This is a genomic window from Ruegeria sp. BG3 (assembly GCF_056538485.1).
In genome coordinates this window covers 597,606-622,089 of the sequence record NZ_JBQFTE010000001.1, presented here as the reverse complement: position 1 = coordinate 622,089, position 24,484 = coordinate 597,606, and the positions used below count along the sequence as shown (strand labels likewise).

General features: G+C 58.8%; 19 protein-coding genes. 5 read left to right on the top strand and 14 right to left on the bottom strand.

What is annotated here, in order from left to right:
- Positions 1 to 2: 2 nt before the first annotated feature.
- From ACR0AI_RS03105 to ACR0AI_RS03080, 6 genes are all read right to left on the bottom strand, one after another.
- Complete coding sequence (locus tag ACR0AI_RS03105) at positions 3 to 3,845, bottom strand: hypothetical protein (protein WP_480670773.1); 3,843 nt, start codon at positions 3,843 to 3,845, stop codon at positions 3 to 5.
- 306 nt (positions 3,846 to 4,151) lie between these two features.
- Positions 4,152 to 4,964, bottom strand: coding sequence for a hypothetical protein (locus ACR0AI_RS03100; RefSeq protein ID WP_480670775.1), 813 nt, complete (start codon positions 4,962 to 4,964; stop codon positions 4,152 to 4,154).
- Positions 4,961 to 5,218: a hypothetical protein gene (locus tag ACR0AI_RS03095; protein WP_480670777.1), complete on the bottom strand. Its 258-nt coding sequence runs from the start codon at positions 5,216 to 5,218 to the stop codon at positions 4,961 to 4,963. The genes ACR0AI_RS03100 and ACR0AI_RS03095 overlap by 4 nt, the downstream gene beginning before the upstream one ends.
- Positions 5,215 to 5,574: a hypothetical protein gene (locus ACR0AI_RS03090; RefSeq protein ID WP_480670779.1), complete on the bottom strand. Its 360-nt coding sequence runs from the start codon at positions 5,572 to 5,574 to the stop codon at positions 5,215 to 5,217. Before ACR0AI_RS03090 ends, ACR0AI_RS03095 begins: the two co-directional genes overlap by 4 nt.
- A gap of 106 nt (positions 5,575 to 5,680) precedes the next feature.
- On the bottom strand, positions 5,681 to 5,950 hold the full coding sequence (locus tag ACR0AI_RS03085) for a hypothetical protein (protein WP_480670781.1): 270 nt from the start codon (positions 5,948 to 5,950) through the stop codon (positions 5,681 to 5,683).
- A gap of 157 nt (positions 5,951 to 6,107) precedes the next feature.
- The gene (locus tag ACR0AI_RS03080) at positions 6,108 to 7,364 is read right to left on the bottom strand and encodes a tyrosine-type recombinase/integrase (RefSeq protein WP_480670783.1); all 1,257 of its coding nucleotides are present in this window, start codon (positions 7,362 to 7,364) and stop codon (positions 6,108 to 6,110) included.
- A 645-nt stretch (positions 7,365 to 8,009) separates the two neighbouring features.
- Between ACR0AI_RS03080 and ACR0AI_RS03075 the strand changes: the two genes are divergently transcribed.
- The 3 genes from ACR0AI_RS03075 (at position 8,010) to ACR0AI_RS03065 (ending at position 12,121) form a co-directional block, all read left to right on the top strand.
- Positions 8,010 to 8,978 (top strand): TAXI family TRAP transporter solute-binding subunit, encoded by a 969-nt coding sequence (locus ACR0AI_RS03075; protein WP_170467054.1) that lies wholly within the window; start codon positions 8,010 to 8,012, stop codon positions 8,976 to 8,978.
- A gap of 102 nt (positions 8,979 to 9,080) precedes the next feature.
- Complete coding sequence (locus ACR0AI_RS03070; RefSeq protein ID WP_480670785.1) at positions 9,081 to 11,693, top strand: TRAP transporter permease; 2,613 nt, start codon at positions 9,081 to 9,083, stop codon at positions 11,691 to 11,693.
- Complete coding sequence (locus ACR0AI_RS03065; protein WP_170665170.1) at positions 11,690 to 12,121, top strand: universal stress protein; 432 nt, start codon at positions 11,690 to 11,692, stop codon at positions 12,119 to 12,121. Before ACR0AI_RS03070 ends, ACR0AI_RS03065 begins: the two co-directional genes overlap by 4 nt.
- A gap of 1 nt (position 12,122) precedes the next feature.
- On the opposite strand, the gene ACR0AI_RS03060 is transcribed toward ACR0AI_RS03065, so the two are convergent.
- From ACR0AI_RS03060 to ACR0AI_RS03050, 3 genes are read right to left on the bottom strand one after another with little or no spacing between them, the layout of a single operon-like run.
- Complete coding sequence (locus tag ACR0AI_RS03060) at positions 12,123 to 13,163, bottom strand: lipocalin-like domain-containing protein (protein WP_480670787.1); 1,041 nt, start codon at positions 13,161 to 13,163, stop codon at positions 12,123 to 12,125.
- Positions 13,153 to 15,558, bottom strand: a complete 2,406-nt coding sequence (locus tag ACR0AI_RS03055) for an FtsX-like permease family protein (protein WP_480670789.1) — start codon at positions 15,556 to 15,558, stop codon at positions 13,153 to 13,155. Before ACR0AI_RS03055 ends, ACR0AI_RS03060 begins: the two co-directional genes overlap by 11 nt.
- Positions 15,555 to 16,202 (bottom strand): ABC transporter ATP-binding protein, encoded by a 648-nt coding sequence (locus ACR0AI_RS03050; RefSeq protein WP_480670791.1) that lies wholly within the window; start codon positions 16,200 to 16,202, stop codon positions 15,555 to 15,557. Before ACR0AI_RS03050 ends, ACR0AI_RS03055 begins: the two co-directional genes overlap by 4 nt.
- Positions 16,203 to 16,361: 159 nt before the next feature.
- On the opposite strand from ACR0AI_RS03050, the gene ACR0AI_RS03045 reads away from it, so the two are divergent.
- A complete protein-coding gene (locus tag ACR0AI_RS03045; RefSeq protein WP_170373652.1) occupies positions 16,362 to 16,796 on the top strand; it encodes a potassium channel family protein in 435 nt (144 codons plus the stop codon).
- On the opposite strand, the gene cls is transcribed toward ACR0AI_RS03045, so the two are convergent.
- The 3 genes from cls to ACR0AI_RS03030 all read right to left on the bottom strand — a co-directional run bounded on the left by cls (position 16,793) and on the right by ACR0AI_RS03030 (position 20,887).
- Positions 16,793 to 18,205 carry a cardiolipin synthase gene (cls, locus tag ACR0AI_RS03040; RefSeq protein ID WP_480670793.1) on the bottom strand — a complete coding sequence of 471 codons (1,413 nt, stop codon included), beginning with the start codon at positions 18,203 to 18,205 and terminating at the stop codon, positions 16,793 to 16,795. The two genes, ACR0AI_RS03045 and cls, sit on opposite strands and share 4 nt — an antisense overlap.
- 24 nt (positions 18,206 to 18,229) lie before the next feature.
- Positions 18,230 to 19,204: an HAD family hydrolase gene (locus ACR0AI_RS03035; RefSeq protein ID WP_480670795.1), complete on the bottom strand. Its 975-nt coding sequence runs from the start codon at positions 19,202 to 19,204 to the stop codon at positions 18,230 to 18,232.
- Positions 19,205 to 19,276: 72 nt separating this feature from the next.
- Positions 19,277 to 20,887 carry an arylsulfatase gene (locus tag ACR0AI_RS03030; RefSeq protein WP_247748279.1) on the bottom strand — a complete coding sequence of 537 codons (1,611 nt, stop codon included), beginning with the start codon at positions 20,885 to 20,887 and terminating at the stop codon, positions 19,277 to 19,279.
- A 198-nt stretch (positions 20,888 to 21,085) separates the two neighbouring features.
- Here ACR0AI_RS03030 and ACR0AI_RS03025 point away from each other — a divergent pair, with 198 nt between their 5' ends.
- Positions 21,086 to 21,766 carry a Crp/Fnr family transcriptional regulator gene (locus ACR0AI_RS03025; RefSeq protein WP_170373655.1) on the top strand — a complete coding sequence of 227 codons (681 nt, stop codon included), beginning with the start codon at positions 21,086 to 21,088 and terminating at the stop codon, positions 21,764 to 21,766.
- Position 21,767: 1 nt separating this feature from the next.
- On the opposite strand, the gene ACR0AI_RS03020 is transcribed toward ACR0AI_RS03025, so the two are convergent.
- Both ACR0AI_RS03020 and ACR0AI_RS03015 read right to left on the bottom strand, forming a co-directional pair.
- A complete protein-coding gene (locus ACR0AI_RS03020) occupies positions 21,768 to 22,991 on the bottom strand; it encodes a hypothetical protein (RefSeq protein ID WP_480670798.1) in 1,224 nt (407 codons plus the stop codon).
- Positions 22,988 to 24,484 carry a VWA domain-containing protein gene (locus ACR0AI_RS03015; protein ID WP_480701245.1) on the bottom strand — a complete coding sequence of 499 codons (1,497 nt, stop codon included), beginning with the start codon at positions 24,482 to 24,484 and terminating at the stop codon, positions 22,988 to 22,990. The genes ACR0AI_RS03020 and ACR0AI_RS03015 overlap by 4 nt, the downstream gene beginning before the upstream one ends.

Below are 24,484 nucleotides of genomic sequence, written 5' to 3'. Positions count from 1 at the left end.
GTTCATCGTTTGCGCTTCCTCATGTGACCGGGTTGGATCACCGCGTCCGGTTCGAGCGCTTGCAGCAATGTCAGGCCCTCTGGTGTGAGCCAGACCTTTACGTTGGTCGCGCGTTTGGCTCCGGAGTGCTTGAGTTGCACGGTGTGGGGTTCGAACGCAGACAGCGGAAACGGCGCGCCCAGGATGTCCACATGAGGGGCGTTGGCCTTCATTGCAGTCGTGACGCGATGGATCAGATCAGCACGGGCTTGGTTCAGTGTGTCGTCGTTCCCGCTATGGTTGCGGAGTTGTTCTCTGTACCAAGCTTTGCGTGTTTTTGGGGTGCTTAAAGGTGGGGAATCCCTATTATTATACTTTAATAGGGATTCCCCACCTTTAAGCACTTTGGCCTGAACGGCGTTTGGACGCCCAAAAAGGCCAAATATCTGGCTTGCACCCCTCGAATCCGGCCAAATCCCCATCAGCAAAGCCACACCAATCCACTCTGTTGCGGCCACGTAGTCGTCGCGCGAATAGTGCTCATCAATTGGCATCGGATCACCAGCCAACGACGTCCAGCCCAACCATGTGATCGTCACCGGATTGTCGTCTGTCCTGTTGATCCCTCGCGCACGGCCCAGCGCTTGAATTCGCTCAGCCTCGCTGATTTGCCAGCGGACACTCTCAACAACTGGATCGGGGTGGTGTTCGACCTGACCATGTTGCCGGGTGCCATCCCGGTAAACGGTAGGCATCGGAGTGTATTCCGGCATCACGCGCCGCGCACCGTCCGCCGGAACCTGCTTCACATACCGACCCGCAAGAACGGACGCCACACGCTCAGCATCACGAACATTGAGAGCGAGCCGACCGACAGCAATGTGGTGGCGCGTGTTCTCCATCGCGTTGAGACCGCGCATCGATCCGTATGTGCCGACGATCACGTCCTCAGGCGGCTTCACCTTCGCGCCGACCTTCTTGGGCATCACAACGGACGTAGGCCCGTCCGCAGCCCTCAGACGCAGGAACACCCCCAGACGCGCCCGATACCGCTCTGCGCGCCGTTTCTCCGCCGCTTTGCCCCCTGATGATGGCACATAGGCTGAAACCGAGATCGGGGCGTCGATCTGCACCACCTTAGCGGCTGGCAGGGGTGGTAGGGCTGCATCCTCATCAAAGATCATGCGCATGCCGGGAAACCACGGCTCCATCAGCGAAAGATCGAGCGTAGCATCCAGCGCCAGGACGTCCGAGTTGCGCCAGCACTCATGAAGGGTTGCGCGATACATCACGCTCGCCATGATTTTCTGTCCGTCGTCGTCGCGCCCCAGGCTGATCTCGCAATGGGGCAGCGGGCGATTTATCCGGTCGTCCTGCTCTAAATCCTCAAGGCCTTGCTGCAGCGCGCGGGCAATATGGATGATTTTGATCAGGGGCATGTTCCAGAGCATTTTTTCTTTCAGTCTGGCTTTCAGCGCATCGCCGGTCAGTTGAGGAACGTTGTCCTCGCGGTCGGGGCGCATTTTCAGATCCCAACAAACGCTGATGATGTTCGACAGCCGCGACCGCCAACGCCGGTCCAGCAAATCCCCGACGGACACAAATCCCGCATCCTCCTGCGCGTTCTCCAACACGTCATGCAGCGCACGGAGGTCATCGGCTGCCTTTTCCACGTCCCTCGGCTTGGCATAGATCGCATTATCGGGATTCACGCGGTCGCTGAGCAGAACGCGGATTGCGATACGCGGGTCCATCGCGCCGGTGTCGACGTCCATTCCACGCTCGAGCATGTTAAGCGGGGTTGTTTCGTCCAGCACCAGCAGCCCGACCCGTTCATTGTCTCGTAGCATCCGGTCATGGGGTGCTTGGGTCAGGATCGGATCGCCAAGCACCACCAGAATGTCCATATGCCGGGTGTCTTGCTGTTTGTAGCCGCAGGCTCGGATGCAATCAGGATGGTCTGGATGGTTAAAGCATAGGAATTTGCGCCGAACATCCGGGTCGCCCCGGTCATACCCTTTCGGAATACTGCCGCACATGGCCGCCAAATCCCCGCCAGCCCCGCCAACATAATCCAGATCGGCCGCTCTGGGGCACATCAGGCATCCGGGGTTGTTTGGGTCTGGTTGGGTTATTCCCAGCCACAAACCCACCACAAGATCATCGGCCCCGCGCAGTTCCGCCAAAAACCGTTGTGCCTGCTGGTCGCCCAGATCGCGGAACCCAACCCGCACAACAATCTGCTTTCGGAGCACACGGGCCAACCGCACAATGAAATCCGCGTTGGTCTTTCCGACACCCGGTGTGGTTCGGATCGCGTAGCGGCCGGGGGTTTGCGCCTTTTTGCCTTTGCGGCCCTTCCGGCGCCTGATGCTTTTAGGCACTGGCAGCGGATTGAAGAACACCCGCTCAAGGGCTGCTCTCATATCGGCCCGCACTTCATCCGCAGATTTGGTGGGCATTGGCTTGAGCGGGGCACCCATCGACTCGGCATCCCGCCGAAGCGTCCAATCAAGCTGCTCTGACAGCTTGTTCAACCGATCCTCGAGCTCCTGTTTAGGTCGGCTTGATCCGCGTTCCGAGACAATAGAGGCAACGGTGTTCAGCAGCCGCTCTCTGTCGACGTCTTGGCCGTGATAGTGAACCGCTACGGCGAAAGCGCTTTGCGCGCCATTGTGCAGCCCCAGCCCCCCGTCGTGATCCCCTATGCGCGCCAAAGCCTGCCGCACTTTTGGGCTGAGCCAATCCGTATCGTGGGCGTTCCCAAGTGCCAACTCCGCCCCGGCTAAGCGATGACGGGCACGCCGATCAGCCCGAATGTTCTTCTTTTCTGTCGGCGTGATTTTGGGCAAGGTAGCGACATCGAACGCGCCGCCGTTGCCATCCTCGGTCGGGTCGATCAGTTCCAGCTTTTGCGGCAAAACACGCAAGTTGCCCCGCACGGTCGGTTTTCCGTCAAAGCAGGGGCGCTCCGGGCTAATCACGGCAAAGTCCATGATGCCATCATACCGATGCCCCTCCCTAACGGTGCCTTGTGTTTTCACCCGCTCACCCAAGCCAGCCAGCGTGGTCAAATCCTCGCACTGCGTTCGAAACACCCCGACGGCATCCTGATCGTGCGGCCCGTTCGCCAGCTTGACCCAGGCGTGAAGCCCCAACACATCCGAGAACAGCGCCTCGCCGTTCGGTCGGGTCACGCGTCCAGTTGTTGACGGCGCGATCAGAGCGAGTGCTGATCGGGCGGGCGGCAGGGCTTCGCCTACAGCTCTCCACCATTCTCTCGGGTCTGTCAGCGTTTCGCGCAGATGCTCCGGCAACCGGTCCCGGTCGAAATAAATCCAATTGCCCAGCGCCATGTTGTCAGCGGTTCGGCGCAGGATCGGCATCGAACTATCAGGCATGTAAACCCGCCCAGGCTGGTACGTGTTCGCATGCTCGTTAGACAGCGCCCCCACATAGAGCATCGGGCGGAGGTGCGGGATGTGCTTTGCGATTCCAACTTGAAGCGTCAGCCACTCATGCTCGCTAACACCCTGAAGCACCCGGCGCATGACTTCATGATTTGCCACGGGAACTATGATTGCGATGTAAACGGACAGAAACCCAACCGGGTGTTTGTATGGAGCACCGTTTTCGACACCCACCACTTTGTTCACCGGATGCTGGCCCCCAACATCAGCCATGATTGTGACTGCGTCATACCGATCCGATACCGGCTCAAGGTCCATAGCCTCGATCACATCCACCAGACGCTTTATCGCGGGCGAGTAGTGATGAAACTCCATCTCGCGCAGGGCAGCGAGCGCCGCGTCGATCTGGGTTGCATCTGGTGGGGGTTTATCGTGCCTCGGACCCGTGGCGGCCATTTGCGATCTCCCTGAGCACAATCATGCGCTGTTGCGTTAGGAGAAATCCGCCGATATTGTGACACCGTGGTTGGTGAAATACCGTATCTTGCTTGTCAGCCAGTCAAGGTGGCGGATTTCTCAAAGGATTGGCCTCGGAGTGAAAAGCTTCGGGGCCTTTTCTTTTCGGGGGGATCGGCGAATGCGTGCGCGTTGTGTTGCGCGTGATGGCCGTTCGGAGATTGCCGCTCGGAGATGTCGAAAAGGATGCAATCGGCGGTTCGTTCAGTTTGGCTCAGGCAAAGGCGTATTGCCAGAGTCGTTTGGTTATGATCTGTCAGCGGCCTCCTGCTCTTGCGTCAGGGCTTCAGCTTTGTGTCGCAGCACCGCAGACGCCCGTCGATCATCCGTAGTGTATTTGCGCTGGCATCGCGCAGGCACGTGATCGCCCGGTTGCCACTCGCCCGAGAACAGGGCTTTCGCAAAAGCGACCTCATCCTCGGCCAGCCATTCAATCGGAAACGCGGAGCGGGCGAGAAATTCAGCGGGGCCGTCCTTATCGGCCACGTTCGCAATCCTCTCTATCGCCAGGGCACCGGCCATCTCGCCATCGTCGAACGTGGGCCAGAATATCTGGTGCGGCCATTGATCAGGCTGCTGACGGAACGTGTAGGCAATCCAGAGTGCTGTGTTTCCGAGCACCCGCAACACGACATCAACAGGCAAGCTGGCGTCTGTGAGCAACCGCTGGAACACGCGGACCAGCGCATGCTCGGTGAGATTGACGACAGCGAGCACCTGCGTTTGATGCGTATCCGCACAGACGCAATAGCACTGCAGCACGCGCACCTTCTGCAACTCACCATCGTTGGTTCTGGTCGCCTCCTGGACGTTCACAAAAGCGGCCAGCGTGGCGTGTCGACCGGCGTTCGCTTCCACGACGTCTGGGATTTGCAGCAAAGCCCCGGTGAGCCGCGCTTTCGACTTGCGTGTGGGTCGAGAAGCACGATGCAGCATATCGACCCGCGTCAGAGGATTCCGCGACAAGGGCAGTGCATCTACATGCGACATCAATGTGCGCGCACGGCCTCTCGCGATCCGTTCAACCGTTGCGGCACCGATATGATCCGGCGCCGTCATTGCTCTTGTTCCGGCCCAGGCGGCGCGTCAGTCAGATCCGGAGGCGAGCTCGGGGTTGGATCGGCGGTGAGCGCCAGCACGATGTCCGTCAACTGGTCCCGATGTTCACACACGGCCTGAACAATCTCGCCAGCCTTTAGCGAGCCGTTCGCAACATCCTGAGCCAGCAACGACAGATCGTCCGCAACGGAGTCCAGTTCCAGAGCCAGATCCGCGATTGTGTCTGGCGCGGTCGGTGATTTTGCAGAGGTCATGCTGCACCCTCCGCATCGGCAGCCACTTCCGCTGCAACCTCGGCAAAACGGGTCAGGAAGGCGCGTGTCGCATCAAAGTCCTGACCAATCAGCGTGTCGGGGAAGGCCGCGCACAGATCCGAGCGGCAGGCATGGTAGTCGGCAGGCGTCTTGATCCGGCGCGACAGGCCCGCGAGCTCGGCGACATACCCCCAAGATGCAGTCTCGATCATTTCATTGGCCTGCTGGACGGCATCGCGTTTCACACACGCCACTCGGGTCGCCTCTTTGATACGGGCATGTTCGATAGCCTCACGTTCGGCTTGATCGGCCTCGGCTTTCTCGGAGCGCAGGCGGTTTAATGTTTCAGTATTCATTGTTCAATCTCGCTGTTTGAACGCACCTCACCAGCCGCCCAGAGGCGTTGCAGGTTCCGGTGCTGTCGTTGGGTGGGTTGGGTGCCGCCGCTAAGCTGGCAGCCGATCAACTGGTCTTGAGACGGGCCAGATGCGCATCAACCTCTTCGGTCGACCGAAACTCAGGGGTGCGCCGCTCGGCGATAAAATCATCCAACGCCTGAGCGGTGTATTCGATCATGCGCCCGTTCCGAATAAAGCGGGGGCCGGTTCCACGGTTGCGCAGAACAGACAGCGTTCCGACAGTGGTCGTGAACCCGTGCCGGTCGCGCAGATAATCAACCGCTTGCTGGGCGCGGAAATAAACCGGCGGGGTTGGGTGGTTCGCTGGTGACATGAGGTTTCTCCTTACGTTCATGCATTAACTGAGCGTAACGATATAAACCGCTGGCAATAAACATAAAATTAGGGACTGCGCTAGTGAGTGCTGTGGTGCATTAGTGTGCTTCTACCGTGCTTCACCGTGCCAACTCAAACGCGCAGTTGACGTAAAGTCACCCCGGCATCTGAACAACATTGTCCACGGGTTCACGCCCGATCAGCGGACGCAGAACGCGATCCCAAGCATCAGCGCATCCCCGCATCGCCTTGATTCGCCGCGCCCGCTGATAGGTCGCCGCAACGCCGCTCGGAGTATGTGCAAGCCACAGATCGCCCGCAGCCGCGTCAAACTCGGCAAATCGATCCGCAGGCAGCGTGACAGCCGTCCGACGCAGATCATGCACCTGCCAACTGGACACACCGCTCAACTCATCCATGACCGTCTTGGGGGTAGAGCCCATCGAGGTCATGCCACCGTTGCGGCCGATGAATACCAGAGCATCCGGATCGCGCCATGTGTGCTCATCGGTTTCGGTCAGAACCTCGATTGCCGTGGCCGTCAGGGGCAGGATCATCTCAGACCGGGCTTTGTTGCCTGCCATATCGCTTGGGATCGTCAGCAGACCCGCATCAAGATCGACATGCTGCCATCGCAGGGACCGGGCAATCCCTGTTCGCACCGGCTGAGCGATGCAGAACCTCAGGATGCGCGCATACTGCCGCATGTTCCGCGACACCTTCAACGTGGCATCCCAGAGCCGCGCAACCTCATCCTCGGTCAGATAGCGTTCCCGGCTGGTGCTGCCCGCTGGGCTGGGCTGGTTGCGAAACACGTTCTCATCCGCAAACCCTCGGCTGACCGCAAAATCCATCACGCGCGACACGGCACCGAATGCCTTCTTGCGGACGCTTGGCGATATGCCGGTCTCATCCTCCAAGGTCGCAATGAACCGACGCGCCGCCAGCTTGTCGATCTCGGCAGCCCGAACGCCATCGAAGAACGCCAAGGCGCGGCGCATATCCTTATGGTGCGATTTGATCGACGCCGGGGCAGGGATGCGCGATTGACGGGCCAGAGCACCCTGTTCCCAAAGATCCGCATACTTGGCCGCAACCGCCTCAAACGTATCGTCAGCCGTCTCAACCCGCTCAAGAGGGTCAACACCATCCCGCATCGCCTGACGCAACTGCAAGGCCTGCTGGCGGGCGTCTGCGGCAGTGACGTCCAAGCTAGACCCGATTGTTACCTTGCGCCGCTTCCCGCCAACCCGGCCCGCATAATAATAGGTGGCACCGGCAGGACGGATGCGGACGGAGAACCCCGGCAGTTCAATGTCGCGGATTGTGAGCTCGCTCTGTCCAGGCGCCAACTTGGTTTTCCAAGTCGCCGGTGTGATTTTCCCGCGCTTCGAGGTCGCTGTATCGGCCATGTGCCTGCTCCGTTTTGGGTGTCATTGGGTGCCATTTGGGTGCCAAGGTGCTGATAATCTCGATTAACGCCGATAGCAAGTTTGTTAAACACGGTTAACGATAAGCAAAGTAAAACCAATGGTTTGCGTTCAACACTTGGGGCAGGGCCTAACGACAAGTAACCTCAAGCAAGCCTGCGATCAAAGGATTCAAAATCCCCCGGTAGTGATACCGTGCCGGTTCGAGTCCGGCCTTGGGTACCAAAGTAAAAACAGAGGGTTAGGGGAACCTACTCTCTGTTTTTACTTTTCTGGTGATGTCTTGCTACGCATGTGCACCCTTGTTGGGCATCAAACCCGCGATCCTATGAACAAAATGCGTTTTGCCGCGATGCGGGGCCAAGGGCTCAGAAACCGCCGCGCGATGGGGAAAGATTTGAAAACAACCTCATATCTGATGCGAGAGGCGTTCTGTCGAAGGGCTGGCCTTGACTTTCAGCGTATCTGAATGAAACCTCGGACCTGTTGGGAGATATCGGAAAATCTATACGGCTGGCCCTGTTGCAATGCGGATTGATCTGACCTATCGGCACAATCCCCAATGCGGGTCCCGAAAGGGAGGCGTCAGCCTTTTCCCGCCCAAGTCATAATAATGGGAGTTCTTAAATGAAAAACAGCAGCAAGCTTAGCCTCGGCGCGTTTGTGACCGCTGCAATGATGGCACCTGCCGCCTATGCGGAAGAGTTCATCACCATCGGTACAGGTGGCGTAACCGGCGTGTACTATCCTACCGGTGGTGCGATCTGCCGTCTGGTCAACAAAGGCCGCAAGGAACATGGCGTACGTTGCTCGGTCGAATCGACCGGCGGCTCGGTCTACAACATCAACACCATCCGCGAGGGTGAGCTGGAGTTTGGTGTGGCCCAGTCCGACTGGCAGTACCACGCATTTAACGGCACATCGAAATTCGAAGAGGCTGGCCCCTTCGAAAATCTGCGCGCCGTATTCTCGGTACACCCCGAGCCCTTCACCGTTGTGGCCCGTGCCGATTCCGGCATCGCCAGCTTTGAAGACCTCAAAGGCAAGCGCGTAAACATCGGTAACCCCGGTTCCGGTCAGCGCGGCACCATGGACGTTGTTCTGGAAGCCATGGGTTGGACTCTGGACGACTTCGAACTGGCATCCGAGCTGAAAGCGGCCGAGCAGTCGGCAGCTCTGTGCGACAACCAGATCGACGCGATGATCTACACTGTTGGTCACCCGTCGGGTTCGATCCAGGAAGCGACCACCGCATGTGATTCCGTTCTGGTGAACGTCACTGGCGACGCGATTGACGGCCTGATCGACGGCAACTCGTACTACCGTACCGCGACCATTCCGGGTGGCATGTACCGTGGCTCGGACGGTGACACCACCACCTTTGGTGTTGGCGCAACCTTCGTTACCTCGGCAGATGTGTCGGAAGATGCTGTATATGCAGTTGTCAGCTCGGTCTTCGAGAACTTTGACGATTTCAAAAAGCTACACCCTGCATTTGCAAACCTGAAGCCAGAAGAGATGATCGCGGACGGCCTGTCGGCTCCGCTGCATCCGGGTGCTGAAAAGTACTACAAAGAAAAAGGCTGGGTTCAGTAAACCAGACCTGAAGCAGGGTGCCCACGGGCGCCCTGCAACCCAAGCCCGGATCGAACGGGCAAAAATAAGGCCAAAAAGGCCACATGACGGGGAGACATTTATATGAGTTCCGACACGCAATCCAACCGACCGCTATCCGAAGAAGAGCTACAGGAGCTTGTAGCCTCCTCGGACGCGGGCGGTCGTAACCCGGTCGGTAGTGTCGGGATATTTCTGGCGATTGTCGCCGCGCTTTGGTCGGTGTTTCAGGTCGTTTTGGCCTCGCCCGTATCAAACGTCGTTTTGCCTGGTAGCGTGGTCAACAACTCGCGCCAGATCCACTTGGCCTTTGCGATGTTCTTGGCTTTTGCGGCCTATCCGGCGCTGAAATCCAGCCCTCGGAACTATATCCCCGTGCAGGACTGGATTATGGGGCTGCTGGGCGCCTTTGTGGCGCTCTACGGCTACTTTTTCTACGACAAGATCGTGAATGCAGGCGGTCTGGCGGACGACACCGATAAATGGGTCGCGCTGGGTGGGTTGCTGTTGCTGTTCGAGGCCGCGCGTCGTGCGCTTGGCCCGGCAATGGCAATCATCGCGACGATCTTTCTTGCCTATGTGTTCTTCGGCTCGTCCGAATGGGTGCCGGAGGTGATCCGCTGGAAGGGCGCGAGCCTGAAGAAAGCGATGAGCCATATGTGGATCACGTCCGAGGGCGTGTTCGGCATCGCGCTTGGTGTCTCGACGAAATTCGTCTTCCTGTTCGTGCTATTCGGAGCTTTGCTCGATAAAGCCGGGGCAGGGAATTACTTTATCAAGATGGCCTTCGGCGCTCTCGGCCACCTGCGCGGTGGCCCGGCCAAGGCGGCTGTTGTGGGGTCTGCGGCGACCGGTCTGATCTCTGGCTCGTCGATTGCAAACGTTGTGACCACCGGTACTTTCACCATTCCGCTGATGAAACGCGTCGGCTTCTCCAGTGAACAGGCGGGCTCGGTCGAGGTTGCCTCATCGGTGAACGGCCAGATCATGCCGCCCGTCATGGGGGCCGCGGCCTTCCTGATGGTGGAATATGTGGGTATTTCCTACGTTGAGGTCATCACCCATGCCTTCCTTCCGGCGGCGATCTCTTACATCGCGCTGGTCTATATCGTGCATCTGGAAGCCGTGAAGCGGAACATGCCGACGCTAGGCAACCGTGAGGTTCACCTCGCGCGGACTGTGGTCGGGATGCTGTCCTTCTTCATCGTCTTTGCTGGTCTGTGCTACGGCTCCCAATACCCGGTCGAAGCGGTCACCAGCATGGTGCCAACCGCCGCTGGCATGGTGCTGAGCCTGATCGTCTGTGCGGTCTATGTAGCGCTGCTGTATCTGGCTGCGCAGGTCCCCGACCTTGAGCCGGATGATCCCAACGCCAAAGAGGTTGAGCTGCCGGTCATCGCCAACATATACAAAGCCGGTCTGCACTATTTGCTGCCGATAATCGTGCTTGTCTACTTCCTGATGATCGAGCAGAAATCGCCGGGGCTGTCGGCCTTCTGGGCAACGGCACTGCTGTTCGTGATCCTGCTGACGCAAAAGCCGCTCAAGGCGATCTTCCGGGGCGAGAGCGAGGTCTACAACCGTTTCATCGACGGTGTTGCCGACCTCTGGCAGGGCCTGATCGACGGCGCGCGCAACATGATCGGGATCGCACTGGCCACGGCCACTGCGGGCGTGATCGTGGGCACCGTGACGCTGACCGGTGTGGGCCAGGTAATGGCCGATCTGGTCGAGTTCCTGTCGGGCGGCAACCTGATCCTGATGCTAGTGATGGTTGGTATCCTCAGCCTGATCCTGGGTATGGGCCTGCCAACCACGGCGAACTACATCGTCGTCAGCTCTCTGATGGCCGGTGTGGTTGTTGAACTGGGCGCACAGAGCGGGCTGATCGTGCCGCTGATCGCGGTACACCTGTTCGTGTTCTACTTCGGAATCATGGCGGACGTGACGCCTCCGGTCGGGTTGGCGAGCTTTGCGGCTGCGGCCGTGTCCGGCGGTGATGCGATCCGTACTGGTTTTACGGCCTTTTTCTACAGCCTTCGCACCGTCGCGCTGCCTTTTGTGTTCATCTTCAACACAGACCTGCTGCTGATCGACGTGACATGGGTCGAAGGGATCACCGTTGCCATATTTGCTACGATTGCGATTTTGGTCTTCACGGCGGGCACAATGGGTTATTTCCTGACCCATAACCGCATTTACGAAAGCGTTGCACTGATCGCGGTAGCCTTTGCGCTGTTCCGGCCAGACTTCTTCATGGACCGCATCTCACCACCCTTTAGCTCAGTCGAGCCAGCCGCCTTCGTTGAGACCATCGGAGAAACGCCTCCGGGCACCGAGGTCCGCGTTGTTGTAAGCGGTCCTGACTTCGACACGCTCGAGATGACGGACACTACCGTTGTCGTGACTGTCGGTGACGAAGAGGGCGGAGCCGCGCGCGTTGACGCCATGGGTCTGCTGCTGTTGGAAGAGGACGGGCTGGTCAAACTCGAAGAGCCGCTTTTCGGTTCGCCCGTCGCGGATGAGTTGGGCATTTTCGACTATTACGGCGATGACGCGGTGCGTCTGAGCTCTGTCAGCCTGCCGTCCGGCCAGCCTCCGAAACAGCTGATCTATATCCCGGCGATGCTCTTGTTGGGCTTGATCGCCTTCCTGCAACGCGGCCGGGCCGCCAGACAAGAAGAGGTGGCGGCATGACACAATCGGTTCTCTGCGCCGTAGATATCAGCAATGGTGATCTTGACAGCCCTGTATTGCAGAAAGCGGCCGCACTGGCGAATATGGACGGCGCACAACTAGATGTGGTGACGGTCCTGCCGGACTATGGTGAAAGCTGGGTCTCGGGGTTCTTCGAGGCCGACCACCACGAGAAGGCGTTGGAACAGGCACAGGCTGAGTTGACCGAGCTATGCGTGGCGACCTTGGGAGCTGAGCGCAATGCCTCTGTCCGGCATGTCGTGGCCACTGGGACCGCCTATCAGGAGATCCTGAAAACGGCGGAAAGCGCGGGGTCGGACTTGATCGTAATCGGGGCGCACAAGCCGGACCTGAAAGACTATCTTCTGGGGCCGAATGCCGCCCGTGTGGTGCGGCACGCAAACGTCTCAGTTTACGTCGTGAGGTAGATCAGTATCCGGTCATCTCCAGATAGCCGCGCCCGGCGTGGCTGCCTGAGACGGTGACCGGGCCTTCCCAGTACTCAAATCGTGTTCCCATCCACGCATCGGGGATCAAGGCTGCGACCTCAACATCCAAGTCATAATCCGGCAGTGCGACGTTCCAGCGTATCGGTACGTCGCGCCCGGCGACCGGCGCGGTTTCAAGCGGCGTGAAGGAGGCGGACCCGTCGGGCAACGCCCGCGTGCTGCCATCCGCATTGATCCAAGTGGCCGCCGTATAGTCCTGTCGATCGCCGCGCAAGCGAAATGCCATTAGATTCTCGCCGGTGTCAAAGCTGAGCGAGAACCAATCCCATCCGCTTTGATCCTCGGCCAGCGGCTGCGAGGACCACTCGCGATCCAACCATGCCTGGCCGGTGACCGTGACGTCCCGGTCCGGCAGGTGCAACGTGCCTTCCACAGCGTAGAACGGTTGTGAATAGTAGTAGCTTGCCTGACCGTCCGCGGATTTTACCGAATAGCCATCGTCCCCATGAAAAACCAAAGGCCCTTGCGCGCTCAGCGATAGGTCATAGCCAAAATCCGCGCCATGGGCCGTCAAGGACAGAGTATTGAAGTCCGGACCACTCATCCGCCATTCGTCGATCCAGGCCGCAAACGGTTGCGCCGTGACACCGGCCTGTCCAACACCACCGCGCGACAGGCGTTCCGCAAAGAAGTGGCGTTCGGGTGTGGTGACTGCGGCATGGCCCATCCAAATCTGAGGGCTCTGCCAGCCTTCGGTTTCAAAGGGTTTCAGGGCTGATCGGAACAAGGTCCATTGAATGCCATAGTCTTTCCCGTCATCGCCCTTCAGGTTGGCCGTCAAGTACCACCACTCGATCCGATACGCGGGATGAGGGCCATGATCTGCTGGGAACTCGAACGTGTAACCGCGCTGAGGGACTTCGAACCCTTCTGCGGAACCCCCAAGCCCGGCATAGCCTTGGGCCATCGCGCCAAAGGGGAGTAGAAGCAGCAGGGCTATCAAGAGGGCCTTAGCGTTCATTGGCAAATACTCTCAGCAAGTCGGCGGGTGGCAGCCGTAGCAGACGCAGGGCGGGCAGGGCGGCCGCGGCCAGCGCGGCAACGAGGGTCAGCAGGAAGAGAACAAGCCAGTCCCATGGGAAGACATACATGGGCAGCCGCCAACCGAAGGCCTCGACATTGATTACGGCCAGCAGCACCCAGGCGAGGATCAGACCGAGTGGCAGCGCAAGGCAAGCCGTCATCGCGGCCAGAATGGCACTGCGCGACAGCTCCAGCCGTGCCAGTTGCGCGCGGTCTAGCCCAAGCGCCCAAACAGGAGCAATCTGGGGCAGTCGCTGCGTCCAGAGCGTCAGGAGGCTGGTGAGGATGGCAAACCCGGCAACCCCAAGCGTTAGGACATTTAGTGCCGAAGTTACCACAAAGGTCTTCTCGAAAATCGCGCGGGATTGGGCCTTCATCGCGGCTTGTTGAACAACGGCCTGAGGCGCAAGACCGAACCGCTCGCGCAGGGTCTGCGCCAACTCGGTTGCGCGGTTTGGGTCGAGACGAATGCCGAACCGGCGCGCCTCTTGCCCCGGTGCGATCAGGTCCAGTTGCGCCATCGAAACGATCGCCTGTCCGGTCGGGTTGCCATAGTCCGAGTAAACCCCTGCGACTGGCATTTGGTGGTTTGGGCCAAGGCGCAGCACGTCACCGGGCCAAAGGTCGGCGCGTCGCGCAAGCTGTTCGTTTATCAAAACCGCAGCACCCGACATGACCCGATCCCAACTATCATCTGCGCGCGCGATCAGTGGCCAAAACTGGCGGTAGGTCGGGTCATCGACCACGCCATACAGGAACAACGGCCCGGTTTCATGCGCCAGTTCCACGTTGCGGATGGGGAGGATGGCTGTGACTTGCGGCTCTAGCCACTGGGTGATCTCGCGCCCTTGTTGGTCGCTTTCGGCGGTCAGGTAAAGCTCGGAGGTCAATCGCTGATCCAGCCAACCTACAAAGGTGAGGCGGAAGCTGGAGACCATAGTTCCTACGCCGATATTCGCCGCCAAGGCCAGCAACAGCGCCATCAGGGCGAGCGACAGACCGGGCAGTTGCGCGCGCATGTCGGCCCAGACCCATTGCGCAACCGGGCCGTTGGCGCGACGGGCGCAGAGGTTTAGCGCTACAGACAGGCTAATCGGCAACAGCAAGGCCGCCCCCGTCAACAGGCCCGCCAATAGTGCGAAACCGCCGAGGAGGCCTCCGACCGTGGTGTAAGCGAGGCCCCCGAAGACAAGCAGCGCCAAGCCGCAGTAGGCCGCTAGCCGTTGGCCTTGCCCGCTTCCGCGCCAGGCCTGCACGCCCGGGCCAGCCAATAACGGCATTCGTGACAGGCGCCAAAGGGCTTGTGCGCTCGCGATCAGAGTGCCTCCGAGCGCCATTCCTAATCCGGCCAACGCCCATGCGGGTTGGAGGGTCAATTGCCCGGTCACAGGTGCGCCGTAGAGGCCGCGCAATGTGGCGGCCACATCTGGTAAAAGCGCTCCGGCGAGGAAGAAGCCTAGGATCAAGCCGATGATGCCTCCGATCAGGGCCAGCAGGGTCAGCTCAGCCAGGATCAACCAGACCAGCCGCCGCATCGAGACACCAAGCGCCCGCAACGTTCGGATCATGCCGCGACGCTGTGCAAAGGCCAGACCAACCGTGCCGTTCACGATGAACAGCCCCACGGCAAAGGACAGCATTCCAAACGCGGTCAGGTTCAGGTGGAAACTGTCGGTCAGCTGCGCGGTATCGACTTGTGACGCGGGGCTGACCCGCTCCAACTCTGGCGCGATTTCGGACAGTGGAGGGACCGAGCGAGGTTGGTTCGGCAGAACCACAAGGCGAGAGATTTGGCCGGGCGCGCCGAGCAAGGTTTCGGCAACTCCAATGTCGGTCAGGATGACATCGGGTGGAAGCTCGGTCGTGATCAGGACCGGCGGCAGATCGTCTTGTGCCTGCAATAGGGTGGCCAACTCAGCCGAGGCCAGCAAGCGGCCCGGGGCCGTCAGGATATCAGCGGGATCCGTTTCGGCCTCAGCCTCGGTGATCGCAGGCAGGGCTGGATAGGCGACCATGTCGACGCCTAACACGCGCAGCGTTCGGCCGTGGATGCGATAGGGCCCCTCAAGCACCGCTGCGACCTGCCAACCGGCGCGGCGCAGGTCGGCATAGCGGTCCAGCGGGATCACCCCGGAAGGGTCGCGCAGCTCATCAAACTGGCCGAAGGCAAGCTGCGCATTGGCGCGGGCGTAGCTGGCGCGGGCCTCGGCGTTGATCGCCTGAACCGCAGACCAAAGCCCGGTTGCCAAGGCGATCCCAATCAGCAGCGTTGCAAGCTGCAACCAATGGCTTCGCCAATGAGACAACAGTGCCTGTATTATGGCAGCCGTCATTGAATACGCCCGCCTGCCAGATGAACTCTGCGATCCAGTTGGCCTGCGATGTCTTGCGAATGGGTTACCAACAGCAGCGCGGCACCCGACTCAGTCACCAGTGACAGCATCAGATCGAGAACAGCGGCACTGGCGGTTTCATCGAGATTTCCAGTTGGCTCGTCCGCAAGCAGTAGCCTGGGTCTCACAGCCATCGCGCGCCCGATGGCGACGCGTTGCTGCTGACCGCCAGACAAACGCTCGGGGAAGCGGGAAAGAAGATCGCTCAGGCCGAGGCGATCGGCCAGATGCGCCTCCCAATCTGGTTCGTGGCACCCGGCCAGCCGCGCATGGAAGGAGAGGTTCTGGGCAACCGACAACGACGGGATCAGGTTGAATTGTTGAAACACCAGCGAGACGTGTTTCCGTCGTAGCCCGGCGCGCCCGGCATCATCCAGATGTGACAGAGCAATACCGTCCAGCGTGATCTCTCCGGCGTCAAAATGATCCAGCGCAGCCGAAAGGTTCAGCAAGGTGGATTTGCCGCTGCCGCTTTCACCGGTCAGCGCCAGGGTCTGGCCGTGGTCCAGCGACAGCGAGACATCCTGCAGCACAGGCCGTCCGCCGGGATAGGTCTTGTGAACATGTTCAATCGACAACAGCATGATCCGCCTCGCTTTTTGTTCTAGATGTGCAACTGTTTGATCCGCTGTCCAGTGCCGACTGGGTCTTGATACGTGACATCGGCCTGTGCCCTTGTGCTTGCGGGCCGCAAAGGTCATGCTGAGACGACCTTACCGCAGCTTGATTCAGGACGTAAAAACATGACCTTGCTACATCAGATTGTCTGGGGAAGCACGTTTCTGGGCCTTTGTTTTCTGGTCGAAATCCTGCTTTTGACATGGTGTACCGTGGTGATCATGAAGATGGAGACCAATCTGGAAAAGAGAGGCGTATTTATGGGCACGGCGATGCCAATTGCGGTGGCTCTCGTTTTCATTGTCGCGATCCACACCATTCAGGTTTGGATTTGGGCGATCGTCTGGGTGTTGCTCGATGTTCTGCCGGATTGGAACACCGCGATTTACTTTTCCTTGGTGACCTTCACGACCCTGGGCTACGGCGACATTGTTCTGGGTGAGGCACTTCGGATTTTCGGGTCTTTCGCTTCTGTGGCGGGGTTGTTGGCCTTTGGCCTGTCGACCGCTTACATGGTTGCGATGATGACGCGCGTGTTTCAGGACCGAATTTTCTCTTAAAGAATAGGGGCAAAGAGCCGCGCCAGAGGGGCACCAAAACGGATATGGGCTGGTTGCTGGGGCATGGATCGCGTTAGCTCATAGCAGTTCTCGAAATCGGCTGACAGCATCTCACTGACGGCTTCCGCCGCGCGTGGGTCGAAGAACAGCGCCATCGCCTCAAAGTTCAGCCGGAATGAGCGGTTGTCCAGATTTGTCGTTCCAACCGCAGCCAGAGCATCGTCCACCACGAACGCTTTTTGATGCATGAACCCGTCAGTGTAGCGGAACACGCGCACGCCACAGTCTCGAATCTCATCGAAATAGGCGAAGGCAGCCAGCCAGGGCAGGCGGTGGTCGATCACGTCTGGCAACAAAATACGGACATCGACGCCGCGCATGGCCGCGTGCTGCAAGGCGGTCATGATGTCGATATCCGGCACGAAATAGGGCGAGGCGATCCATAGCCTTTCCTTGGCCTCTGCGATCGCAGCAAAGAACAGCATGGCACCGGTTTCGGTGTCATCTCCCGGCCCGGTTGCCACCAATAGGGCGTTCATGTCCTGCTCGGCCTCGCTTCCTGCCCAATCAAGGTGGTCAATCAGATCCTCGTCGCGCGCCCAGTGCCAGTCTTCGCAGAAAATCAGCTGTAGCTGCCGCACGATATGGCCGGTCATCTTCAGGTGTGTGTCACGCCAATGGCCAAATTTGTCGCTTTGGCCCAGATATTCGACCCCTACATTGTGGCCGCCGATGAATCCGGTTTCGCCATCAATGATCACCGTTTTGCGGTGATTGCGATAGTTCAACTGAAACCGGAAGTTCGGGCCGCGTTGTTCTTTGGGGTCGGCTACATCTATCCCAGCCTCGCGCATCGTTTCGAGATATGTGGGAGGAAGACCGTAACTGCCGACGGCATCTGTCATGAACCGAACGTGTACGCCACGTTTGGCTGCGGCGATAAGCTTTTTCTGTAGCTCTTGTCCAAGCGTATCATCCCGAACGATGTAGAACTGGATCAGGATGTAGTTTTTAGCGGCATCAATGGCCTTGAAAATCGCATCAAAAGTGGCCTGTCCATCAACCAGCAACTCAGCCCCGTTCCCACGTGACACGGGCAGGTGAGCCAGAACCTCGAACGGACGCGGGTTGAGCGTCATGGTTGAGGGGTCGGGCTTCGAATAGTCGGCAAAGGTCTTGATGCCTTCGACAACGCGCTCGCTTTCCTGCCGCGCGATGCGGTAGCCGCGAAAGCGATGGTGGCCCAAAAACAGATACATCGGCACCGCAAAGAAGGGGGCCGAAATCAGGAAGACCACCCAGCCCACGGCCCCCTGAGGGGTACGCGCGGTTTGTGCCGCGCGCAGCGAGAACACGCCTGCCGTCACGTAGAGACAAAAAACGAGGGCAGAAACAAGCAATGTCCACATAGGGTTGAGGGCCTCCGGCGCAGGTCAGTTAGCGCCAGTGTAGATGCGAGACCAGTCCTGCGCCATATCCACAATAACCCAGCCCATGTCGGGGCCTTTATCCAACCCGTCAACCAAGCGGCCAATTGGGCTTTCGCGGTCATAGGCCCATTCCCGTTCCGCATCCGTGTGGTGGACAAGGACCCCAAGACGCGGACCATCACCCGCCGTGGTCCACTCCATCATTGCGAAATCGCCGTCCGAGTTACCCCCGGCCAGAATAGGGCGTTTGCCGAGCGTGCGTTCGATGTTGATCGGCTTGCCTTCTTTGTCGTCAATAAAGGCGATGCCCGGTTCCTTGACGATAGTCGGAACCCCGTCGACCTGCGCATAGCTGGTGGTGCCATAAGTGCCGAGGATCTGTTCAGGCGGGATGCCATAGGCCTGTTCGGCAAAGACGCGCATGAAATGAAGACCGCCGCCTGAGACAATGTACGTCGTGAACCCCTCATCACGCAGATAACGCAGCAGCTCGACCATTGGTTGGTAGGTCATCTGATCAAAGGGTAAACCAGTATCGGGGTGTTGTGTCGTGGCAAGCCAGTCGGCTACCGCCGCCTGAAACGCCTCGACGCTGACGCCGGAATGTGAGGCATTGACGACCTCGATCAACGCGTCGTGACCGCCTTCCAGGATGGTCGCAAGATCACCTTCAGCGGCGGCTTTCAAGGTCGGAGTGGTCAGGATGCCTGGGTCCTGCTCAGCCAACTCGGCCAGCCGATCCATCGCAAAGATGAACTGGAAATAGACGGGCTGTTCCGCCCAAAGCGTGCCATCATTGTCAAAGACCGCGACACGGTCTGCAGGAGTGACATAATCCGGGCCGTCAGGGTCGGTCACGGCCTCAACAAACTCTACAATCGCGGCTTTTGAGTCACTTTGCGTCCAGCTGGGCAGAGGGTCCGCCAGCAACGCAAAAGGGGCGACGGACAAAAGGGCGCTTAGAACAGCGTGTTTCATGAAATTCTCGGTGGTTTTTGAATGGAAAAGGGCCGCCCATGACGGGCGGCCCGGTATATTTGAACGCCGGTATTAGTTGTTGGTCGGCGTTGTCAGCTTCTCCATAACCTGATCCAGGTTGAAGCTTGCCGCTTTCTGACGCGGTGGGAATTCCTCAAACGTACTCAGGAACGTACCGACATATTGCTGGGCAGGAACCAGGAAATAGGCCCGATCTAACAGCCAGTCATAGTAGGTGTTTGAGGTGCGATAGGCGCGCTCATACGGGTCGCGGCGCAGGTTGATAATCAGCGGGATGCGCAGCTCGGTCCAGGGTTCGATCCAGGCGCGCAGGGTTGCCCATGCTTTTTGCTCCAGGAAGATCAGCTTCCAGTCTTCAAAACGAAGCGCCGTCAGGTCGCCATCATCCGAGAAGTAGAAGATCTCTTTCCGGGGGCTTTCGGTGGACTCACCGGTCAGCAAGGGCAGGATGTTGTAGCCATCCAGATGCACCTTGTAGTCACGGCCCATACCGGACGAACTATAGCCCGCTTTCAGCTTTTCCTTGATATCCGGATCGCCGGCAACCGCAAGGTAGGTGGGCAGCCAGTCCATATGGTGAACGATCTCGTTGGTGACAGAACCGGCCTCAATCTGGCCCGGCCAGCGCACCATCGAGGGCACACGCCATCCGCCTTCCCAGTTGGTATTCTTCTCACCCCAGAAAGGTGTCGCGGCGGCATCCGGCCACGTGTTCATGTGCGGACCGTTGTCGGTGGAGTAATGAACGATCGTGTTGTCAGCGATGCCAAGCTCGTCCAGCAAATCCAGCAGTTGCCCGACATGCATGTCATGTTCGATCATGCCTGCCGTGTATTCATCGGCTACACGACCCGAGATTTCGTTGGCCTTGGTGCGCATTTCGTCTTTGACGTGGGTCCGGAAGTGCATACGCGTACCGTTCCACCAGACGTAGAAGGGCTGACCCTGCTCATGTGCGCGGGTGATGAAGTCGATGGCGGCGGCCACGGTCTCATCGTCTACGGTTTCCATGCGCTTGCGGGTCAGAGGGCCGGTGTCCTCGATCGTGCCATCTGATTTGGATTTGATCACGCCACGCGGGCCGTACGCTTCGCGGAAGGTGCGGCCATCGGCCAACACGCGATCACCGGGATAGTCTTCGTTTTCCGGCTCTTCCTCGGCATTCAGGTGATAAAGATTCCCGAAAAACTCATCAAATCCATGGTTTGTCGGCAGGTGCTCATCCTTGTCACCCAGGTGGTTCTTGCCGAACTGACCGGTCACATAGCCGTGGTCTTTCAGTAGGCCGGGAATGGTCGGATCCTCGACCTGCATTCCCAGATCAGCACCGGGAAGGCCGACCTTGGACAGACCGGTCCGGAACACAGACTGACCCATGATGTAGGAGGACCGGCCCGCGGTACAGGACTGCTCACCGTAATAGTCGGTGAAGATCATGCCTTCTTTGGCAACGCGGTCGATATTGGGTGTCTGATATCCCATCAGGCCCATCGTGTAGGCCGAGATATTCGACTGACCAATGTCATCGCCCCATATCACAAGAATATTGGGCTTTTGATCCTGCGCCCAAGCCGGCAGGGCAAGGGCAACGGCTACCGTCGCAACAGCGACCCTGCGCACTGCACTGCGCCAATTGTTAGCAATCATTCGTGGAGGTGACATGTAGTACTCCTCAGTAAACGGGAATTAATGGCCCGGTAATTTTATCGTTAATGGCAGCGGCCGACTTAAGGAAAAGACCGCGAGCAAGGTGTTGATTGTCGGACAAAAAACTATCTATTGGTCCGAGAATCGAACAGAACTAGATTAGGCTATGAAACGTATCGAAAACTTATCATATGATCGCTTTGAAAGATACTAATGTTTGATGTTGATGAGGATATCCGAACGCTGACCCAGTCGGATTGGTTTGGCGCGCGCGGTCACAAATTTCAGAGCGATCTTATGACCTGCGCCGTGCGAAAAACCTTTGATGCGGGGGAAACGCTTTATCTCTACGGCGATGAGGCAAATGGAATTCACGCGGTTCTCAGCGGCGCTGTTCAGATCACCGCCCCGGCCGATGACGGGCAGGAATTTGTCGTTCATCGCGATGGGCGCGGGTTTTGGGTTGGAGACCTCGCGTTATTTGCCGAAGCGCGACGCCTAATCAGTGTTATGGCGACCCAAAAAACCAGGGCCTTGTTCTTTCCCACCTCACGGGTTGAGAGGCTGGTCCAAGACAACCCGGAATACATCCGCGATTTCTACGCCTTGACGCGCGAGAACATGAAAACATCCCTGCGCATCATGGCCAATCTGGCCGTCACAGGCACCGAGAAACGCCTAGTTCTGCGTCTGTTGCATCTGGACGAGGGCGCCGCGAAAGCCGACGGATGGATCATCGTATCGCAAGAGGAGCTGGCCGCGATGGTTGCGGTTTCTCAACCCACCTTGCATCGCAACCTGCATCGTCTGGTGGATCTGGGTCTGGTCGAGCTTGGCTATGGGCGCTTGCGCCTGATCGACCGCAGCAAACTGATTGCAAATTGCCAGAGTTAACTCATGGATTGAGCGGCGGCAATGCATCCTTGTCGCGTGCTGCCGCGTCTTTCAACAACGCAAGGCTTTGCAAGGCGGAACTCCAATCTTCCGATTGATCTCGTTCCGAATACCGGGCAGCGCCGATACGGGTCAGGCATTCCTCTAGCTCGGCTGTATTCTTAGAGTCGCCGCCACGCGATCTCCAAAGCTCCAATGCGGTATAAGTGGCATTTAAATCATGCGCTTGAACGGCGGTCTTCAAGGCGTCCACCGCATATCTCGGCGACGCCAGATAGCGATCACGGCGTGCCTCTCTCAGATCGCGGATGCGTGGGGAAAGAAAACGCCACAAAGCCCCAATCACAAAAAGGGCGATCGCAGCGAAGGCAGCGATCTTCAGAACTTCGTCCAGACTGGGCGGCTGCCATTTCGGCGGCGCAAGCTTCAGGTCCGTCGCGGGAATTGTGGCGGTTTCGACCTTATTGGTCTCCAGGTTGAACCAATCGATGGAAACCTCGGGCAACTGCGCGTCACCTTCTTGCTGCGCAATATACACGACCTCTTCCTGACGTTGGCCGGACAACACGCCACGTTCCTCGGTTTCTGAAATCCGGGGTTCTTTGGGATAGGCGCGCAACAGCGGGCTTTGCTGTTGAGATGTCAGAACCGGGATCAGCAGCGGCGTTGTGCCAGAGATACGCGCTGTCAATTCGCGCGTGATGGCGTCACCGGCTTGCATGTCGGTCGGGCCTTCGAGTTTCTGCTCAAGGGTAAACCCAGTTGCGATGATCAACGGATCAAGACCTTCCGCGCCAGCCGGTATCTCGGCTGTGATCTTGACCGGAGGCAGGTCGACCGTAGCTTGAACCGGGGCACTTGTGTTGGGATCGGCATAGGTCACCGCAACCGTCTGCGCATCGAAGGTGATGTCGCCGGCGATCAACGGATACACCCTATAGCTACGCTGAACACCCGACCATGTCTCTCCGTCAACGGTCTCACTGACCGGCCCCGAGGAGCGTTCGGGCAGACGCACCAAGAGGTTTTGTTGTTCCAAAGAGGGAAACTCGGGTGGTTGTGGCATGAAGGTCGGCACCAGAACCTTGATCCGAACAATCGTTGGCTGGCCGACGATGACGGACTCCTCCGGAGCCTCCACCGTTATTTGAGGTGCCGTTGTATCGCTGCCTTGCGCGAAGACGGAAACGGGGAAGAGGAGAATAAAGAGGAGCGCGTATCTCATTCCGTTCGCTCCTGATTTTCCAACAGGAAGCGGTTGCGCAGGAAGTCCTGCATGTCGGTATCAATGGTGCTGATCCATTGCTCCGCATTCAGCGTTTGCGGTCCGTCCTTGGGGGCTTGGACCGTAGTTTCGCTACCGCGCGCGTCGTCATTGTCGAACACTGTATCGTCCGCGCCGATGCCAGCTTCTTCGCTCGTATCGGACTGCTCCCGTGTCGTTTCGACAAAGTCCAAGATGGCCTTGGAGACCTCAAGGTTATGTTGCGCCTCTGGCCAATCCGGGCGCCGTTCCAGAGCGGTTTCGAACGCTACAATTGCCGGTCGGTATTCGCGGTTTCGGATTCGGGCCATCCCTTCGGCAAAGGCAGCCTCAGCCGTGTTCAAACCGGCGAAAATCTCAGAGGCCTTTTCATATTGTCCGTCTTTGAGATACGCATAGCCCTTGTGATATGGGTCATCAAACAGCTCGGCTGCGTCTCCAAACCGCTTCTGGTTCATCGCAATTTGCCCCTGCTGATCCGGTGTCAGGAACCAATCCCGCCAACCTTCGGCGTGTGCGCCCGAGGGCGGAAGGACGAACAACGCCAAAAGAGCCCAACGGATCACCCAACCCTTTCGGAACCACAAAAGCGACAGCAGCGCAGCGGGCCAGGCCAGCATCCAACCCTTGTCTTGCCAGTCCAGCCGATCGTCATCGTCCAGCGCTGCGGTATAGGCCGACTGAATTTGGCGTTGCAGCCGAGAGATATCCCGGTCGTCATCCGTGAACGCAACAGTCGAAGCGCCTTGGACATTTCCCAACTGCGCAATCCGGTCGCCGTCGGGCAGCATGGTCAGGAAGAAAAGATCATGGGTTGAGTTGCTTAGAGCAGGAACCTGAGACGGATCAAGATCGTCCAGAACAAACAAAACTGCGCCCGGGCTCTCGCTTTCGCCCAAAATGGATTGCGCCAGCGTCAGCGCATCAGCGGCGGCGTCACCTTGTTTGGGCATTACGGCTGGCGTCAGCCCTTCAAGCAGCGGGCGAAGGATGTTTGCATCCTCGGTCAGAGGCGCAACGCGGTGCGGGGTACCTGCATAGGCGATCAGGGCGGTGCGTGCTCCGGCGCGTTCGGTGATCAGGTCGGCGATTTTGAACTTGGCCCGGTCAAGGCGCGAAGGCGCAAGATCGGTGGTCTCCATGCTTTCTGTGACTTTGAGAGCGATCACCAACGGCGCGGTATCCGCGATCAGCGGATTGGGCGAGCGCGACCACGTTGGCCCCGCCGCCGCGAGAGTGACAAGCGTGGCGATGATCATGGCGACGTCAATGGGGTGAATTCGACGGGTCTCCTCCGCGCCCAATTGCAGGGCGGCAGCAAGATGTCGTGCGATCCCTGCAGTCTGAATGGATTGACGGGTAGGCTTGGGTCTGATCCGCCACCACAGGAACGCCATAGGGATGAGGAGCAACAGGTAATACATTCGAATAAAATGGAAATCCGTGAGGTCCAT

Excerpts from the sequence above, each read along its gene's own strand:
- ACR0AI_RS03105 (WP_480670773.1), bottom strand. The coding sequence starts at position 3,845 with ATGGCCGCCACGGGTCCGAGGCACGATAAACCCCCACCAGATGCAACC.
- ACR0AI_RS03100 (WP_480670775.1), bottom strand. The coding sequence starts at position 4,964 with ATGACGGCGCCGGATCATATCGGTGCCGCAACGGTTGAACGGATCGCG.
- ACR0AI_RS03095 (WP_480670777.1), bottom strand. The coding sequence starts at position 5,218 with ATGACCTCTGCAAAATCACCGACCGCGCCAGACACAATCGCGGATCTG.
- ACR0AI_RS03090 (WP_480670779.1), bottom strand. The coding sequence starts at position 5,574 with ATGAATACTGAAACATTAAACCGCCTGCGCTCCGAGAAAGCCGAGGCC.
- ACR0AI_RS03085 (WP_480670781.1), bottom strand. The coding sequence starts at position 5,950 with ATGTCACCAGCGAACCACCCAACCCCGCCGGTTTATTTCCGCGCCCAG.
- ACR0AI_RS03080 (WP_480670783.1), bottom strand. The coding sequence starts at position 7,364 with ATGGCCGATACAGCGACCTCGAAGCGCGGGAAAATCACACCGGCGACT.
- ACR0AI_RS03075 (WP_170467054.1), top strand. The coding sequence starts at position 8,010 with ATGAAAAACAGCAGCAAGCTTAGCCTCGGCGCGTTTGTGACCGCTGCA.
- ACR0AI_RS03070 (WP_480670785.1), top strand. The coding sequence starts at position 9,081 with ATGAGTTCCGACACGCAATCCAACCGACCGCTATCCGAAGAAGAGCTA.
- ACR0AI_RS03065 (WP_170665170.1), top strand. The coding sequence starts at position 11,690 with ATGACACAATCGGTTCTCTGCGCCGTAGATATCAGCAATGGTGATCTT.
- ACR0AI_RS03060 (WP_480670787.1), bottom strand. The coding sequence starts at position 13,163 with ATGAACGCTAAGGCCCTCTTGATAGCCCTGCTGCTTCTACTCCCCTTT.
- ACR0AI_RS03055 (WP_480670789.1), bottom strand. The coding sequence starts at position 15,558 with ATGACGGCTGCCATAATACAGGCACTGTTGTCTCATTGGCGAAGCCAT.
- ACR0AI_RS03050 (WP_480670791.1), bottom strand. The coding sequence starts at position 16,202 with ATGCTGTTGTCGATTGAACATGTTCACAAGACCTATCCCGGCGGACGG.
- ACR0AI_RS03045 (WP_170373652.1), top strand. The coding sequence starts at position 16,362 with ATGACCTTGCTACATCAGATTGTCTGGGGAAGCACGTTTCTGGGCCTT.
- cls (WP_480670793.1), bottom strand. The coding sequence starts at position 18,205 with ATGTGGACATTGCTTGTTTCTGCCCTCGTTTTTTGTCTCTACGTGACG.
- ACR0AI_RS03035 (WP_480670795.1), bottom strand. The coding sequence starts at position 19,204 with ATGAAACACGCTGTTCTAAGCGCCCTTTTGTCCGTCGCCCCTTTTGCG.
- ACR0AI_RS03030 (WP_247748279.1), bottom strand. The coding sequence starts at position 20,887 with ATGTCACCTCCACGAATGATTGCTAACAATTGGCGCAGTGCAGTGCGC.
- ACR0AI_RS03025 (WP_170373655.1), top strand. The coding sequence starts at position 21,086 with ATGTTTGATGTTGATGAGGATATCCGAACGCTGACCCAGTCGGATTGG.
- ACR0AI_RS03020 (WP_480670798.1), bottom strand. The coding sequence starts at position 22,991 with ATGAGATACGCGCTCCTCTTTATTCTCCTCTTCCCCGTTTCCGTCTTC.
- ACR0AI_RS03015 (WP_480701245.1), bottom strand. The coding sequence starts at position 24,484 with ATGGACCTCACGGATTTCCATTTTATTCGAATGTATTACCTGTTGCTC.